At 59.4% G+C, this 14,156-nt stretch carries 12 protein-coding genes and 1 tRNA gene; 8 read left to right on the plus strand and 5 right to left on the minus strand.

The window, feature by feature from the left end; all coding sequences use genetic code 11:
• Positions 1-171: 171 nt before the first annotated feature.
• Positions 172-729: a fasciclin domain-containing protein gene (locus tag C5L12_RS02795; protein WP_105370503.1), complete on the plus strand. Its 558-nt coding sequence runs from the start codon at positions 172-174 to the stop codon at positions 727-729.
• A gap of 76 nt (positions 730-805) precedes the next feature.
• Here C5L12_RS02795 and yihA read toward each other — a convergent pair whose 3' ends face one another.
• The 4 genes from yihA to rpmH form a co-directional block, all read right to left on the minus strand.
• Positions 806-1,465: a ribosome biogenesis GTP-binding protein YihA/YsxC gene (gene yihA, locus C5L12_RS02800; protein ID WP_205839297.1), complete on the minus strand. Its 660-nt coding sequence runs from the start codon at positions 1,463-1,465 to the stop codon at positions 806-808.
• 125 nt (positions 1,466-1,590) lie between these two features.
• Positions 1,591-3,390 carry a membrane protein insertase YidC gene (gene yidC, locus C5L12_RS02805; RefSeq protein ID WP_105370504.1) on the minus strand — a complete coding sequence of 600 codons (1,800 nt, stop codon included), beginning with the start codon at positions 3,388-3,390 and terminating at the stop codon, positions 1,591-1,593.
• The gene (gene rnpA, locus C5L12_RS02810; protein ID WP_105370505.1) at positions 3,390-3,782 is read right to left on the minus strand and encodes a ribonuclease P protein component; all 393 of its coding nucleotides are present in this window, start codon (positions 3,780-3,782) and stop codon (positions 3,390-3,392) included. Before rnpA ends, yidC begins: the two co-directional genes overlap by 1 nt.
• Before the next feature lie 27 nt (positions 3,783-3,809).
• A complete protein-coding gene (rpmH, locus tag C5L12_RS02815; RefSeq protein ID WP_025555461.1) occupies positions 3,810-3,944 on the minus strand; it encodes a 50S ribosomal protein L34 in 135 nt (44 codons plus the stop codon).
• A gap of 492 nt (positions 3,945-4,436) precedes the next feature.
• Here rpmH and C5L12_RS02820 point away from each other — a divergent pair, with 492 nt between their 5' ends.
• From C5L12_RS02820 to C5L12_RS02845, 6 genes are all read left to right on the plus strand, one after another.
• A complete protein-coding gene (locus C5L12_RS02820; RefSeq protein WP_105370506.1) occupies positions 4,437-6,476 on the plus strand; it encodes a HAMP domain-containing methyl-accepting chemotaxis protein in 2,040 nt (679 codons plus the stop codon).
• 174 nt (positions 6,477-6,650) lie between these two features.
• Positions 6,651-8,147, plus strand: coding sequence for a sensor histidine kinase (locus tag C5L12_RS02825; RefSeq protein ID WP_105370714.1), 1,497 nt, complete (start codon positions 6,651-6,653; stop codon positions 8,145-8,147).
• 138 nt (positions 8,148-8,285) lie between these two features.
• Positions 8,286-8,362: transfer RNA gene (locus C5L12_RS02830), tRNA-Arg, on the plus strand.
• A 116-nt stretch (positions 8,363-8,478) separates the two neighbouring features.
• Positions 8,479-10,014 carry a glycosyltransferase family 39 protein gene (locus C5L12_RS02835; protein WP_105370507.1) on the plus strand — a complete coding sequence of 512 codons (1,536 nt, stop codon included), beginning with the start codon at positions 8,479-8,481 and terminating at the stop codon, positions 10,012-10,014.
• A 71-nt stretch (positions 10,015-10,085) separates the two neighbouring features.
• Positions 10,086-10,793: an SDR family oxidoreductase gene (locus tag C5L12_RS02840; protein WP_105370508.1), complete on the plus strand. Its 708-nt coding sequence runs from the start codon at positions 10,086-10,088 to the stop codon at positions 10,791-10,793.
• Positions 10,794-10,807: 14 nt separating this feature from the next.
• A complete protein-coding gene (locus C5L12_RS02845) occupies positions 10,808-11,845 on the plus strand; it encodes a 4-hydroxyproline epimerase (RefSeq protein WP_105370509.1) in 1,038 nt (345 codons plus the stop codon).
• Here C5L12_RS02845 and C5L12_RS02850 read toward each other — a convergent pair.
• A complete protein-coding gene (locus tag C5L12_RS02850; protein WP_105370510.1) occupies positions 11,842-12,768 on the minus strand; it encodes a tetratricopeptide repeat protein in 927 nt (308 codons plus the stop codon). The two genes, C5L12_RS02845 and C5L12_RS02850, sit on opposite strands and share 4 nt — an antisense overlap.
• Positions 12,769-13,002: 234 nt before the next feature.
• Between C5L12_RS02850 and pyrC the strand changes: the two genes are divergently transcribed.
• A complete protein-coding gene (pyrC, locus tag C5L12_RS02855; RefSeq protein WP_105370511.1) occupies positions 13,003-14,040 on the plus strand; it encodes a dihydroorotase in 1,038 nt (345 codons plus the stop codon).
• Positions 14,041-14,156 lie beyond the last annotated feature (116 nt).

Raw genomic sequence — 14,156 nt, forward strand, 5'->3', positions numbered from 1 at the left:
TAAAAACCAAGGAGTTGAATTTTTTCTGCCGCTTTTTTCCACTGTGGCTGAAACTCTTTCCCTCTCCCTTCCGTCCCTTGCTGCGTCCCGCAGACCGCGGGACGTGAACCGCCCTGGGAGGCGCATCCGTGCCGGGGCGATCAGATCCTTTAAAAGGAAGAGGAAAACAGAATGTCCAAATTCGCACTCCGCACATTTGCCGTCGCAACAGCTCTCTCCGCAGCCGTGGTCGCAGCCCATGCCGCCAATCCGAAGGTCGGCGGCGCGGCCATGTTCGAAGACAAGAACATCGTCGAGAACGCGGTGAATTCCAAGGATCATACGACCCTGGTGGCAGCCGTCAAAGCGGCCGGCCTGGTCGAAACACTGCAGGGCAAGGGTCCTTTCACCGTGTTCGCGCCGACCAACGACGCGTTCGCGGAACTCCCTAAAGGCACGGTCGATACGCTTTTGAAGCCGGAAAACAAGGCGCAGCTGACCAAGGTTCTGACCTGCCACGTTGTCGCTGCGAACGCCATGTCGAGCGCTATCGAAAAGATGATCAAGGACGACAAGGGCACCCATGACGTCAAGACCGTCGGCGGCTGCGTCCTGAAAGCCAAGCAGGACATGGGCAAGATCACCTTGACCGATGAGAACGGCAATGTCGCCCAGGTTACGATCGCCGACGTAAAGCAGTCGAACGGTGTCATTCACGTAGTCGACAAGGTCGTGCTGCCCAAGATGTAAGGGCCGGTCGCAGGCGTTTTGCCGTTACACCCGGAGCCGGTCGCTTCCTCTGAAGCGGCCGGCTTTGTACGAGAAGTTACAATGGCTGGCCGACGGTCTCCCCGATCGCCAGACGGAGTTCGTCGATGCCTTTGCCTTTCTCAGAAGATGTCGAAAGCACGAAGGGATAGGCAGCGGGCCGTTTGCGGATCTTTTCCGTCGTCTCGGCGATCAGCTTGTCGACCGCCGGCTCCTTTATCTTGTCCGTCTTGGTTAGCACGATCTGATAGGAAACCGCCGCCTTGTCGAGCAGGTCCAAAACCTCGTCGTCATTCTTCTTGAGGCCGTGGCGGCTGTCGATCAGGACATAGACACGCTTCAGCGTGGCACGACCGCGCAGGTAGTCGAAGACGAGCTTCGTCCATGCGTCGACGTGCTCCTTCGGCGCCTGCGCATAGCCGTAGCCCGGCATGTCGACCAAGGCCATGGGGGGCAGATCCAGCCCTTCACCGGAATAACCCTCCGGCACGAAATAGTTAAGTTCCTGGGTGCGGCCGGGCGTATTGGAGGTGCGTGCCAGACCCTTCTGGCCGACAAGGGCATTGATCAGCGAGGACTTGCCTACATTCGAACGTCCTGCGAAGGCCACTTCGAGCGGGCCTTCGGGCGGCAGGAATTTCATCGAAGGTACGCCACGGATGAAGATCCAGGGGCGGCCGAAAAGCGGCTTGTCGTCCATGTTCTTGTCAGCGGGCATTGGGTTATCGGTCCTGTCTCAATCGAAGCGACACGGCTTCCGGGTTTTGCCGCAGAATGTCAAGCTATGGAAGATATTTGCCTGTCGTCATAAAAGAAAACCCCGGCGGACCGGGGTTTCGGAAGCTATTTCGAGGCTGCCGGTTTTCGCCGGAAGAGCCCCTTCAGATTGTCGAAGAGCTCGATCTTGGCGCCGTGGCGCTTCATGATCATTGCCTGCTGGGTGATCGAAAGCGTGTTGTTCCAAGCCCAGTAGATGACGAGGCCAGCCGGGAAGGATGCCAGCATGAAGGTGAAGACCAGCGGCATCCAGGTAAAGATCATTGCCTGGGTCGGGTCCGGCGGCGTCGGGTTCATACGCATCTGCAGGAACATCGTGACGCCCATGACGAGCGGCCAGACGCCAATCAGCAGGAAGTGCGGCACGTCGTAGGGAAGCAGGCCGAACAGGTTGAACAGCGACGTCGGATCGGGAGCCGACAGATCCTGAATCCAGCCGAAGAAGGGCGCGTGCCGCATCTCGATCGTAACGTAGATGACCTTGTAGAGAGCGAAGAAGACCGGGATCTGCAGCACGACCGGCCAGCAACCGGCGATCGGATTGATCTTTTCCTCCTTGTAGAGCTGCATCATCGCCTGCTGCATGCCCATGCGGTCATCGCCGAACTTGGCTTTCAGCTCCTCCATCTTGGGCTGGACGCGCTTCATATTGGCCATGGAGGCGTATTGCTTGCTGGCCAGCGGGAAGAAGAGCGCCTTGACGACGACGGTCGTCAGCAGGATCGCGACGCCGAAATTGCCCACGTGACGGAAGAAGAAGTCCATCAGCTGGAACATCGGCTTGGTGATGAAGTAGAACCAGCCCCAATCGATCAGTCGGTTGAACTGCGGGATTTTGAGTTCCGTCTCATAGCGCGAGATCAGAGGCACTTCCTTGGCGCCGGCGAAGACGAGGTTCTTGAGCTCGGTAGACTGACCCGGCTGGACCGTCAGATCGTCGCCCTTGTAGTCTGCCTGGTAGCTCGCCTGTCCGCCGGTGAAATGCGAGAAACGGGTGACGTAAGGCATGGACTGGGGCGGAGCGATCGTCGCAGCCCAGTATTTGTCCGTGATGCCGAACCACCCGGTGGTTGCCTTGTCGTGGGTATATTGTTCTTCCTCGATATTGGCATAGGTGTGTTCGCTAAGCGCGCCGTCTTCACCCATCACCCCGATGAAGCCTTCGTGGATGACCCAAACCGAAGGAGTCGCAGGCTTGTTGTGACGCAGAATCCGCCCATAAGGCGTCAATGTGACGGGTGCGCCGCTGGTGTTGTCGATCTTGTCGTTGACGGTCAACATGTAATGATCGTCGACGGAGATGGTGCGCGTGAAGGTGATGCCCTTCTCGTTTGTGAAGGACAGCGTCACCGGCGTCTGCTGAGTGAGTTTCTCGCCGCTTGCTACCGTCCACTGGGTTCCCGCGCCAGGAACGGTGCCGATGGATTCGTTCGGAATATAGCCGAGTTCGGTGAAATGCCCGTCCTTGGTGTCGGAGGGCGAAAAGAGCGTGATGATCGGGCTCTGGTCGTCAACGGTTTCGTGATATTCGCGAAGCTTCAGATCGTCGAAACGCGCGCCGGTGAGATTGATGGAACCGATCAGGGCAGGGGTTTCGATCTGAACACGCTGCGACCGTGCAAGCGCCTGATCGCGGGTGATGGTCGTCTGGCCGGAAGCGGCACCAGGTAGATTGCCAGTCGGCGCGCTCGAGGCGCCGGGGCTTTCCGGCGATACCGGCTGGGCCGTTTCTCCCTGGAGTGCGCGGCGGGCCTCTTCGGCACGCTGCTGCGCCTCCATCCTGGGATTCATGTAGAGGAACTGCCAGGCAATGACGATCAGCACCGAGAGCGCGATCGCGATGAAGTAGTTACGATTTTTTTCCATCATGCTTTCCTGGAACGGGTCTCCTCGGACCGCTTCGGCTTCGGCCTGTTTTCAATGCGCGCGATGAGCTGAGCCGTCATATCAGCGAAGGGAGCCGACAGCACCTCCCGACGCGCGACAATCACATAGTCGTGTCCGCTCTTCATTGCAAATCCGGCAGAGTGCCTCACGGCCTCCTTGAGGCGCCGACGCATGCGGTTGCGCTCGACTGCATTGCCATGTTTCTTGGTGACGGTGAAGCCGACGCGCGGCGCTTCGTCCGGCGCATTGCGGTCGAGCACTTCCAGAAGAAAGGTGCGCCCCCGACGGCTTTCGCCTTGCCGAACAGCAAGAAACTGCGGCCGGCTTTTCAGCCGCCCGACAGTTTTCTTGTTCTTTTTCTCGTCTGTCATCGCCCGGTGATCTCGGGCATCCCAGCCTTAGGCCGAGAGACGCTTGCGGCCACGGGCGCGGCGTGCGGAAAGAACCTTCTGACCACCCTTGGTGGCCATGCGGGCGCGAAATCCGTGGCGGCGCTTGCGAACAAGCTTGGACGGTTGGTACGTACGCTTCATTTATTTAATACCGCGGTGTGCGGCCCTTCTTGGAGTTTGCTTCCGCAAAGGAAGCAAGAGCGTTTAGAGAAACGATCTGCGCAAGCGGCTGCACGCGTGCAAGCCCGCCGGAGCTGAACGTGCGCGGCTTATAAGAGGACTCTGTCTGAAAAGTCAATCGCCGGCGAGCTTTTGCGGCTCGGCCCGACCTCCAGAACATTCAATTTGATGAAATCCATTAAAGGTTGTGGGAGTTGCCTGCGCAACTGAGAATGGCCGAAAATGTGGCAAAACCATCCCGATTTCTGTCACGCTGTCATCTTTTTCGACAAATTATTCGGGGGAATAGGCATTCGCTGACAAATTTTCCTCCTCGCTTCGCTGCGCCCAAAGCCCGCCTGCTCAAGGATTATTAATGACTAGGTGCTAATTCTAGCAGTGATGTCGCGGATCTTCCGCATCAGTGTGCCGTGTCGCCAGCATCCCATGGTGTCTTGCAGGGGGAAAACTGCAGTGAGAATTAGAGCCAAGATCAACCTTCTCGTCGGGCTGATGAGCCTGTTTGCCTGTCTGATCGGCGGGCTTTCGCTTTTTGCGGTCGAGAAGTACCGGGCCCAGAGCCAGCAATACGCCGATGTGGCCGATCGCGCCCACAACGGAGAGCACCTCAACCGGTTGGTCACGGCAGTCGTCATGGATGCCCGCGGTATCTATGCCGCGAAGGATATTGCGGCGACCAAGCAGTTCGGCGAAGGGATTGTGAAATCGCTGGCTGAAATGGAGAAACTACTTGCCGAATGGCAGCCGAAAGTGCCGGCAGAGCAGAAGGCGATTTTCGAAAAACTGATGGCCCGTTCGGCGGAATTCAAGCAGTTCCGCAGCGAAACGGTCCGCCTCGGCCAGACCGAAGGCCCAGCGGCTGCCAACGTCCAGGGCAACAATGAAGGAAACCGCGCCAACCGCAAAGCCTACCAGGCGGAGATCGATGCGGTGGTGAAGATGGACCAGGCGCAGCTCGATGAACTCAGCGCCGGCATGGATGCCTTTGGCAACATGGTTTTCTACAGCGTGCTCATCGTCACCGTGATCGGCGTTGCCGGCGGAATGTCCTTCGGTCTGTATCTTGGCCGCAAAGAGCTGAGCCAGCCTATTCTCGACCTCACCTCGTCAATGAAGACGCTGGCGGATGGAGACTACTCCGTGGCCGTTCCGCTCGTCGGCCGCAAGGATGAAGTCGGCGACATGGCGGCTGCTGTCGAGGTTTTCAAAAGGAATGGCATCGAGGTCGCTCGCATGAACGCCTCCGAATCCACCATGCGCGGGAAGAACAACGAATTGCAGGCGCTGATGTCGGCGGTGGTCGCCGCCGCCGCCGAGGGCGACTTCACCCGCCGCATCGACAAGCAGTGGGGCGAAGAGAGCCTCGACCGCTTCGCCAGCAATGTCGACCAACTGGTCGCAAGTGTTGACGCCGGCATTTCCGAAACACGGCGGGTCGTCAGGAGCCTTGCCGAAGGCGACCTTACCGATAGCATGAACGGCAATTTCAAGGGAGCTTTTGCCGAGCTGCAGCACAACGTCAACGCCACCATGGAGACGTTGCGCGGAACGATGATCAACGTCCGCAGCGCCAGCGGCTCCATGAACGGCAGCGCTGCCGAACTCAGCAAGGCTACCAACGACCTGTCGCGGCGCACGGAGCAGCAGGCTGCCGCGCTGGAGGAAACCTCCGCGGCACTGGATCAGATCACGGCTGTCGTGCGGACCTCCACCGAAAGGGCTCAAGAGGCAACGGTGATGGTGGGCGAAGCCAAGCAGAGTGCCGTGCAGTCGGGCGAAGTCGTGCGCAATGCCGTCGACGCCATGGGTCGCATCGAGCAGGCCTCCCGTGAGATTGCTCAGATTACCAACGTCATCGACGAGATCGCCTTCCAGACCAATCTTCTGGCGCTCAACGCCGGTGTCGAAGCCGCCCGCGCGGGCGAAGCCGGCAAGGGCTTTGCTGTCGTGGCACAGGAAGTTCGCGAGCTCGCCCAGCGTTCTGCAAACGCGGCAAAGGACATCAAGGCGTTGATCAGCAAGTCGGGCGACGAGGTCGCCGGCGGCGTGATGCTGGTGCAGAAGACTGGCGAGGCGCTGTCGGAGATCGAAACCCGCGTGTTGCGCATCAACGACCATATCCACTCGATCGCGGTTGCCTCCCGGGAGCAGGCGACGGGACTGGCGGAGGTCAACACCGCCGTCAACCAGATGGACCAGGTGACCCAGCAGAATGCCGCCATGGTGGAAGAGACTTCGGCTGCGACCCAGAAGCTTTCTTCCGAAGCCGACAGCCTGTTCGCCATCGTCTCCAAATTCAACATCGGGCATCAGGAGCATCGCGCCGCCGAGCCTGCAAGGTCTTCGCGCCCCGCGGCGGCTGCCTCGGCTCAAGTTCAGCGCCCGCGCGTCTCGCCCGTCAAGGCGATGACGGGTGCTCTGACGCGGGCTTTCGGAGGAGGGGCAGCGGCTCGGGCTCCGGCAGCAGCGGCTGCGGATTGGGAAGAATTCTGATCCGACCGGCCCTTTCAAACGAATAGGAAAGCGGAGACGGATGCCGTCTCCGCTTCTCTTTTTGCACTGCCGAAAGAGGGGCTGGTAAAAAAGCGTTGAATCTCTAAAATAGTCGATCATCCGTTGGCTCCGCCAGATGTTGGGCGGAAACGGAATTCGGGAATGGAGATCCGCATGGACGGCGAGGTTCATACCTCGGGGCGCTCGGAATCCTCGCCGGATGGCGCAGGACCGGAACCCATGCCGCGTCTCTTCAGCGGCCTTTCCGGCAGGCTTCTCTGGCTTACCGTCATTTTTGTCATGCTGGCGGAAATCTTGATTTTCGTTCCATCTGTCGCAGGCATGCGCATGAACTGGCTGCGCGACCGTCTGGATACGGCCGCCGCCGCGGGCATTGTCATCGACGGTCTGCAACCGTCGGAGCTTCCCCGCGCGGTGCAGGACGATACGCTTCTGGCGACGGGCACCAAGGTCATCGCGCTTAAAAAGGACGGCACTTCCCGCCTGCTGGCGGCTACCGACCTGCCGCCGCAGGTTGACCAGGTCTTCGATCTCACCGATGTGCCGATGTGGATCTCGATGCGCGACGCTCTGGATACCCTGTTCCTGGGCGGTGGCCGAGTCATGCGTGTTTTCGGGGCGATCGGCGACACCGACATGATCATCGAACTGGTGATGACCGACGACGCGCTACGCAAGGACATGCTGAAATATTCGAAGATGATGTTTCTGCTGTCTTTGCTGATTTCGCTCATTACAGCGGTGCTCATCTTCCTGGCCATCAACCGGATGATGATCATGCCGATCCGCCGGCTGACCCACAGCATGCAGTTTTTCTCGGAACAGCCGGAGGATCCGAGCCGTGTCTTTGCCGGTGACCGGTCGCGCGGAGAGCTTGCCGTGGCCGGCCGGCATCTCGCCGCCATGCAGGTGGAATTGCAGCGCACCCTGAAGCAGCAGAAAAACCTCGCCGATCTCGGTCTGGCCGTTTCCAAGATCAATCACGACATGCGTAACATCCTGGCGTCGGCCCAATTGATGTCCGATCGGTTGACCGATGTCGACGACCCGATGGTGCGCAGCTTTGCGCCGAAGCTCTTACGCACGATCGACCGGGCCGTGGGTTATACCAGCGAAGTATTGGCTTATGGACAGGCATCCGAAGCTGCCCCGCGCCGCCGCCGTATCCGTCTGGCCGAACTCTGCCAGGACGTGCGCGACATTCTTGCCATCGATCCCGACGCCAGCATCGAATTCATCGATCAGATCCCGGCCGATGTCGAGGTGGATTGCGACAGCGAGCAGCTTTTCCGGGTCATCCACAATATCTGCCGCAATGCCTTGCAGGCGCTGACAAACTTCGATCCCGAGGACACCTCCATGGTCCGGCGCATTACCGTCTCGGCCCATCGGATCGGCAGCGTCGTCAGCATCACGGTCGACGATACCGGCCCGGGCATGCCGCGCAAGGCGCGGGAAAACCTGTTTTCGGCCTTCCGTGGCTCGGCTCGTTCGGGCGGCACGGGCCTTGGTTTGGTGATTGCCCGCGAACTGGTTCTGGCGCATGGCGGCACGATCGCGCTGGTCGAAAAACCCGGCCCCGGAACGCAGTTCCGTATTGAGATTCCTGACCGTCCTGTTTCGCTGGAAGACTACCGGGCTCGAGCTTGACGCTAATAGATGTTGCTTCTCAATGGCTTGGGCGAGAAGTGACAGCAAAATGACGTTGCCCTCGGTAAAATCGCTTGCAATCTCTCGCGGCACCGATTAGAGGATCGCCACGCAAGCGGTGACGCACTGCTTGCCTACGCACCCGTAGCTCAGCTGGATAGAGCACCAGACTACGAATCTGGGGGTCAGGAGTTCGAATCTCTTCGGGTGCGCCATTTTCTCCTCCATCGGCAATACTCTCCCGAAGCGGTGGCAAACTGCCATTTGTTTGTTGATCCTCGCCGCAGACCGTGCCACGTGCAAGGTTGAATGTTCTTCCGTGAGGGCGGCAATGGATCGAGATGGCGGCTTTGTGGATCTGCGGGAGCGGCCCGGGCAGGGCAGCAGGCTCGCCAATTTTCTCTCGGGCGGATTGTGGCCGGCGACGCTTTTTCTCGGTGTTTATTTTGTCGCTAGTATCGCCACGCGGCTGGCTTTGCCGCATTCGCTGACACTCGACGAGGCCGAACAGTCTCTGTTCTCGCAATATTGGCTCGCCGGTTACGGCCCGCAGCCACCCTTCTACAACTGGGTACAGAACGCTTTTGTAAGCATCATGGGAATCTCGCTGCTCGCGTTGACGCTGCCGAAGTTCGTGATGCTGCTTCTTTGCTATTTCTTCTTTGGTTTGGCGGCGCGGGAGATCGACGGCCGGGCGGGCTTCGTGGCGATGGCGATGCTGAGCCTGCTGACGCTGCCGCAGGTTTCCTACATGCCGCAGCAGGACCTCACCCACACGGTCGCGGTGCTGATGGCGACCTCGCTGTTTCTCTACGGCTTGTTCCGAACGCTCGCCCGTCCGGATTGGATGGGTTATGCCCTGCTTGGACTGGCGATCGGCATCGGCACCATATCGAAATACAATTTTGTGCTGCTTCCTGCAGCGACGGTCGCTGCCGTCTTCGCCGACAGGGAATGGCGCGCCCGCCTCTTAGACATCCAGATCCTGCTCACGGCGGCGGTCAGCCTGGCGATCATCATGCCGCATGCGCTCTGGCTGCTCGGCAATATCGATCTGGCGACGAAGGGCACGATCAGCAAGATGGTCGAAGCGAACGCACCGCACGGGATGGCCCGCATTGCTCGCGCTCTCGGCTCGCTGGTCCTCGCCTGCATCGCTTTCGGCGCCCTGACCCTGGTTGTTTTCGCGGTGGCCTTCAAAAGCAAGTTCAGGCAAGCGATAAGAAAGACCACCCGCTGGACTCGTCTCCTGGGGATCATGATGCTGGTTTCGCTGCTTGGCGTGGTTCTGGTGATCCTTCTTGCAGGCACGACCAAAATCACCGAGCGTTGGCTCGATCCCTATCTTCTGGCGCTGCCGCTATACCTGCTTCTGAAGTTCGGAGGAGCTGGAGCGGATGTCGTCGCCAGTCTGAAGCGATTCCTCCCGGTTTTTCTGACCATCATGGCGATTACGCTGATCCCATTGGCGGCAAAGACGGTGACGGCGGGAATGACCGGCAGTTACACGAGGATCAATTATCCGTTCACGCTCGTTGCCGAGACGCTGAAAGCGGAGGGGCAGCCATCATTGATCATCGCCGGCGGCACTCACCTTGGCGGGAATATGCGGCTGCGGTTCCCCGGTACTCCCGTGGTCGACCCGGGCCGGCCGATTGCAGGTTTTCCGCCTCTGGACTCTCTAAAATCACCAATCCTGGTCATCTGGCCGATCAATGCGGACACCGTGCAGCAGCCCCCCTTTGCCCTGCCGCCGGAGGTATCGGCGCTCGGCCTTACGGCCTCTCCCGTGCAGTCCCTGTCGTTTCCGCATGAATATGGCGACGGCAGAACCGGATTGAAGCTCGGCTATCTCTGGCTTCGTTGAAGACCGTAGGTAACCTGATATATCTCTCGCCGAAGTCGCGGTGCGACGAAAAAATCTCAAGGAGATCCCGGATGGCTGAAACGGAAAAAGTGGCGCTGATCACCGGCGGCGGACGCGGCATGGGCGAGGCGATCGCGCGCGAGCTTCATGCCGAGGGATACAAGCTGGCGCTGATGTCGCCGTCCGAAAGCTGTGAAAAGCTGGCGGGCGAATTGGGCGGCGTAGCCTCCCGAGGCGTTGCCGAGAAGGCCGAAGACATCCAGGCGATTTTCGATTTGACCATGAAAACCTACGGCCGCATCGACGCGGTCGTAAATCTTACCGGCCACCCTCCAAAGGGAGACTTGCTGGATATTGCCGACGAGGCCTGGACGCTGGGATCCGACATGATGATCCTTTCGCTGGTACGCATGGCCCGCCTCGTCACGCCGGTCATGCAGAGACAGGGCAAGGGTGCCTTCGTCAACATCACCACGTTTGCGGCCTACGAGCCATCGCTCGTCTTTCCCGTTTCCTGCACGTATCGTGCGGCGGCAGGCGCTTTCACAAAGCTTTATTCCGATCGTTATGCGGCCGACAATATCCGCATGAACTGCATTCTGCCCGGATATATCGACAGCCTCGACCACAAGCCGGAAACGGCCGACAAGGTGCCGATGAAGAGAATCGGTCATGTGGAAGAGATCGCCAAGACCGCAACTTTCCTGCTGTCCGATGGTGCTGGCTACATCACCGGTCAAAATATCCGCGTCGATGGCGGCGTCACTCGTCACGTTTGATCAGAGGTAATGAGATGAGGTGGAAGCGCACCATTCAGCTGCTGGACGTCCATTGCGAAGGCGAGATCGGCAAGGTCGCGATCGGGGGAGTTCCGAAAATCCCGGGCGAAACGCTCGCCGCACAGCTTCACTGGCTGAACACCGATCCGAAGGGCAGCGAGCTTCGCCGCTTTCTCTGCCTCGAGCCGCGCGGTGCGCCGATCGGTTCCGTCAATCTGCTTTTGCCGGCGAAACATCCGGATGCGGATGCGGCCTTCATCATCCTGCAGCCGGACCAGGCGCATGCAAGTTCCGGCTCCAATTCGATCTGCGTCACGACAGCACTGCTGGAATCCGGTATCGTCGAGATGAGAGAGCCGGAAACGGTCGTGACCCTGGAAACAGCGGCCGGCCTGGTGAAGGCGACGGCCACTTGCCGCGATGGGCGCTGCGAAAAGGTGAAGCTAACCATGGTGCCGTCCTTCGTGCATGACCTCGATGTCGCGCTGGAGACGCCGCACTGGGGCCGGATCACACTCGATCTTTGTTATGGAGGCATCTTCTACGCGCTTGTGGACGTCAGCCAGATCGGCTTGACGATCGACAAGGGCAATGCCGCGGCGCTGGTTCAGGCAGGAATGGTGCTGAAGGACTTGATCAACCGGGAGATACCGGTGGTGCATCCGGAAATCCCCGCGATCTCGGGCGTTGCTTATGTCATGTTCCGGGATACGGAATCGGACGGCACGGTTCGTACCTGCACGACCATGTGGCCGGGCCGCGCGGACCGCTCCCCTTGCGGAACAGGAAACTCGGCCAATCTGGCAGCACTTCACGCACGTGGCTGCGCGAAAGTGGGCGACCTATTCAAGTCGCGCTCCATCATCGGTTCCGAGTTCGAAGTGGGGCTTGCAGCAGAGGCGAGAGTCGCGGGAAAGCCGGCGATCATTCCCACGATCGCCGGCCGCGGCTTTACGTTCGGGCTGCACCAGATTGCGCTCGATCCCTTTGACCCACTGGCAGAAGGTTTCGCCATGACCGATGTCTGGGGCCCTTCCGCAGGAGAGATCTAGATTTCCTTACCGATTGTGGCAGGCGTCTCCATGTCGCCCGGTTTCAGCACGAGCGAGTTGACGCTTTCCGATTCAGATGGGTCGCCTGGTGCCGGAACGACGCCGAGCTCCTGCATCTGCAGAAATTTATAGGCACCGAAAACGTCGCCGTTTTCGCCGGCCTCGCGGTACATTTCTGCAGCCTTGAGGGCGTTGGCTTCGATGCCTTCGCCGGCTTCGTACATCAGGCCCAGATTGATCATGGCGTCCGTATTGCCGCGTTGCGCAGCCAGATCATACCAGGCTATAGCCGTCTGATCGTCCTCCGGAACGAGATGGCCTTCGTCATAAATGGTGCCGATATTGAAGGCAGCGGTGTCGTCGCCCTCGGCCGCGGCCTTGTCGAACCACTGCAGGGCACTGTGAATGTCCGGCTTCGTGCCGAGTCCGTCGCGGTAGGCGACGCCGAGGTTATAGGCGGCAAGCACGTTACCGCTGTGCGCGGCTTCTTTATAGAACTGAAATTCAGCCTGTTCATCACCCAATCGGCCCATCAACATTCCGAAATTCACCTTGGCCGCCGGGTATCCGGCCTGAACGGCTACATTGTAGGCGCTCATCGCCTGGTCTGCCTGTTGAGCCTTGTTGAGAGCTCGGCCGAGCTGATAGGCGAAACGGGGATTGCCCGTGCTTTCGAAAGCCACACGACAGGCATCGACCGCAGTTCCATCGATCTCGCCGATATCAACCGGTGCGAATTCATTGTTGCGCTGCTGATCATAGGGGCTTCCAGCCAGCCGGTCGCATTCGCCTTGCATCATGGAGACAAGCTTCAGATTCGCCTGCTCTTCGGCGCCTGGTGAAACCGTCAGTGCGCAAAGCGCAACGGCAGTGCCTGCGGCAATTGCCAATCCCTTATTGACTTTAAAGGCGCGGGATTTCATTGTGTGCTCCGCTTCACAGATCCTTCAGATTGATTAACGAACGCCGAAAGCGGACGTGGGTTCCTTATGTCCTGGCTTTCGATTGCTGTTCTCTGCCTCCTATTCTGCACATTTGCGTGAAACTCGATATTTGGCAGATGAGATGCCTGGAGCGGTGTCAATCATCACATGTGATTGTTTTGGATGAGTCGTTGGTGGTATGCGGGTGGGATCGAACACATTCGGAAATTCACCATGAAGACACTCACTCTCCGCCGCCCCGATGATTGGCACCTGCATCTGCGCGATGGCGCAGTCCTGCAAGGAGTGATCGGCGATACGAGCCGCCATTTCGCTCGCGCCATCATCATGCCGAACCTCGTGCCGCCGGTGGTGACGACGGCCGATGCGCGGGCCTATCGGGGTCGCATCCTCCAAGCCCTTCCCGAGGGCGACCGGTTCGAGCCGCTGATGACCCTCTATCTCACGGAACACACGGATCCGAACGATGTCGAAGAGGGCCGGAAAAGCGGCCTCATCACCGCCGTAAAACTTTATCCCGCTGGTGCCACGACGAATTCCCATGGCGGTGTCCGGGACATCGACAAAGCCATGCCGGTGCTGGAGCGCATGGCGAAGATCGGACTGCCGCTCTGCGTCCATGGGGAGGTGACGACGCCGGAGGTGGATATCTTCGACCGTGAAGCGGTGTTCATCGAAACAGTTCTCGATCCGCTGCGCCGGCGCCTGCCCGAACTCAAGATCACCATGGAACACGTGACGACCGCAGACGGGATCGATTACATCAAGTCGTCCGGAAGCAATCTTGCCGGATCGATCACGACCCATCATTTGATCATCAATCGCAATGCCATCCTGGTCGGCGGCATTCGCCCCCATTATTATTGCCTGCCGGTCGCCAAGCGCGAGAACCATCGTTTGGCGCTCCGCGCCGCCGCGACATCTGGCGACCCCCGCTTTTTCCTCGGTACCGATTCCGCTCCGCATGTCGACCCGCTGAAGGAGTGCGCCTGCGGTTGCGCCGGCATCTACACCTCCGTGAATACCATGAGCTGCCTGGCCCACGTCTTCGAGCAGGAAAATGCCCTGGACAAGCTTGAGGCATTTACCTCGCTCAACGGTCCGGCATGGTACGGGCTGAAGCCGAATGAAGAAATGATCACGCTTGAGAAGCGGGATCAGCCGGTGAACTTTCCAGGCAAACGTGACACAGAGGCTGGCCCGATTACAGTCTTCGATCCGATGTTTCCCTTGCACTGGGAAGTTCTTTAGAAAGACGCTTCCAGTCTGCTCGGTGGCGTGACCGCATTCCTGACGGGTGGTTTCTGCACGTCCTGTGCGGCATTCGTCCCCGCCGGTTATTTACTGCATCGTCTGGCGCGCCGGCT

Source organism: Neorhizobium huautlense (genome assembly GCF_002968575.1).
GTDB classification, from domain to species: Bacteria; Pseudomonadota; Alphaproteobacteria; order Rhizobiales; family Rhizobiaceae; genus Neorhizobium; species Neorhizobium huautlense.

What these genes read in the sequence shown, in the direction of transcription:
- C5L12_RS02795 (WP_105370503.1), top strand. Translation starts at nt 172, where the DNA reads ATGTCCAAATTCGCACTCCGCACATTTGCCGTCGCAACAGCTCTCTCC.
- yihA (WP_205839297.1), bottom strand. Translation starts at nt 1,465, where the DNA reads ATGCCCGCTGACAAGAACATGGACGACAAGCCGCTTTTCGGCCGCCCC.
- yidC (WP_105370504.1), bottom strand. Translation starts at nt 3,390, where the DNA reads ATGGAAAAAAATCGTAACTACTTCATCGCGATCGCGCTCTCGGTGCTG.
- rnpA (WP_105370505.1), bottom strand. Translation starts at nt 3,782, where the DNA reads ATGACAGACGAGAAAAAGAACAAGAAAACTGTCGGGCGGCTGAAAAGC.
- rpmH (WP_025555461.1), bottom strand. Translation starts at nt 3,944, where the DNA reads ATGAAGCGTACGTACCAACCGTCCAAGCTTGTTCGCAAGCGCCGCCAC.
- C5L12_RS02825 (WP_105370714.1), top strand. Translation starts at nt 6,651, where the DNA reads ATGGACGGCGAGGTTCATACCTCGGGGCGCTCGGAATCCTCGCCGGAT.
- C5L12_RS02835 (WP_105370507.1), top strand. Translation starts at nt 8,479, where the DNA reads ATGGATCGAGATGGCGGCTTTGTGGATCTGCGGGAGCGGCCCGGGCAG.
- C5L12_RS02840 (WP_105370508.1), top strand. Translation starts at nt 10,086, where the DNA reads ATGGCTGAAACGGAAAAAGTGGCGCTGATCACCGGCGGCGGACGCGGC.
- C5L12_RS02845 (WP_105370509.1), top strand. Translation starts at nt 10,808, where the DNA reads ATGAGGTGGAAGCGCACCATTCAGCTGCTGGACGTCCATTGCGAAGGC.
- C5L12_RS02850 (WP_105370510.1), bottom strand. Translation starts at nt 12,768, where the DNA reads ATGAAATCCCGCGCCTTTAAAGTCAATAAGGGATTGGCAATTGCCGCA.
- pyrC (WP_105370511.1), top strand. Translation starts at nt 13,003, where the DNA reads ATGAAGACACTCACTCTCCGCCGCCCCGATGATTGGCACCTGCATCTG.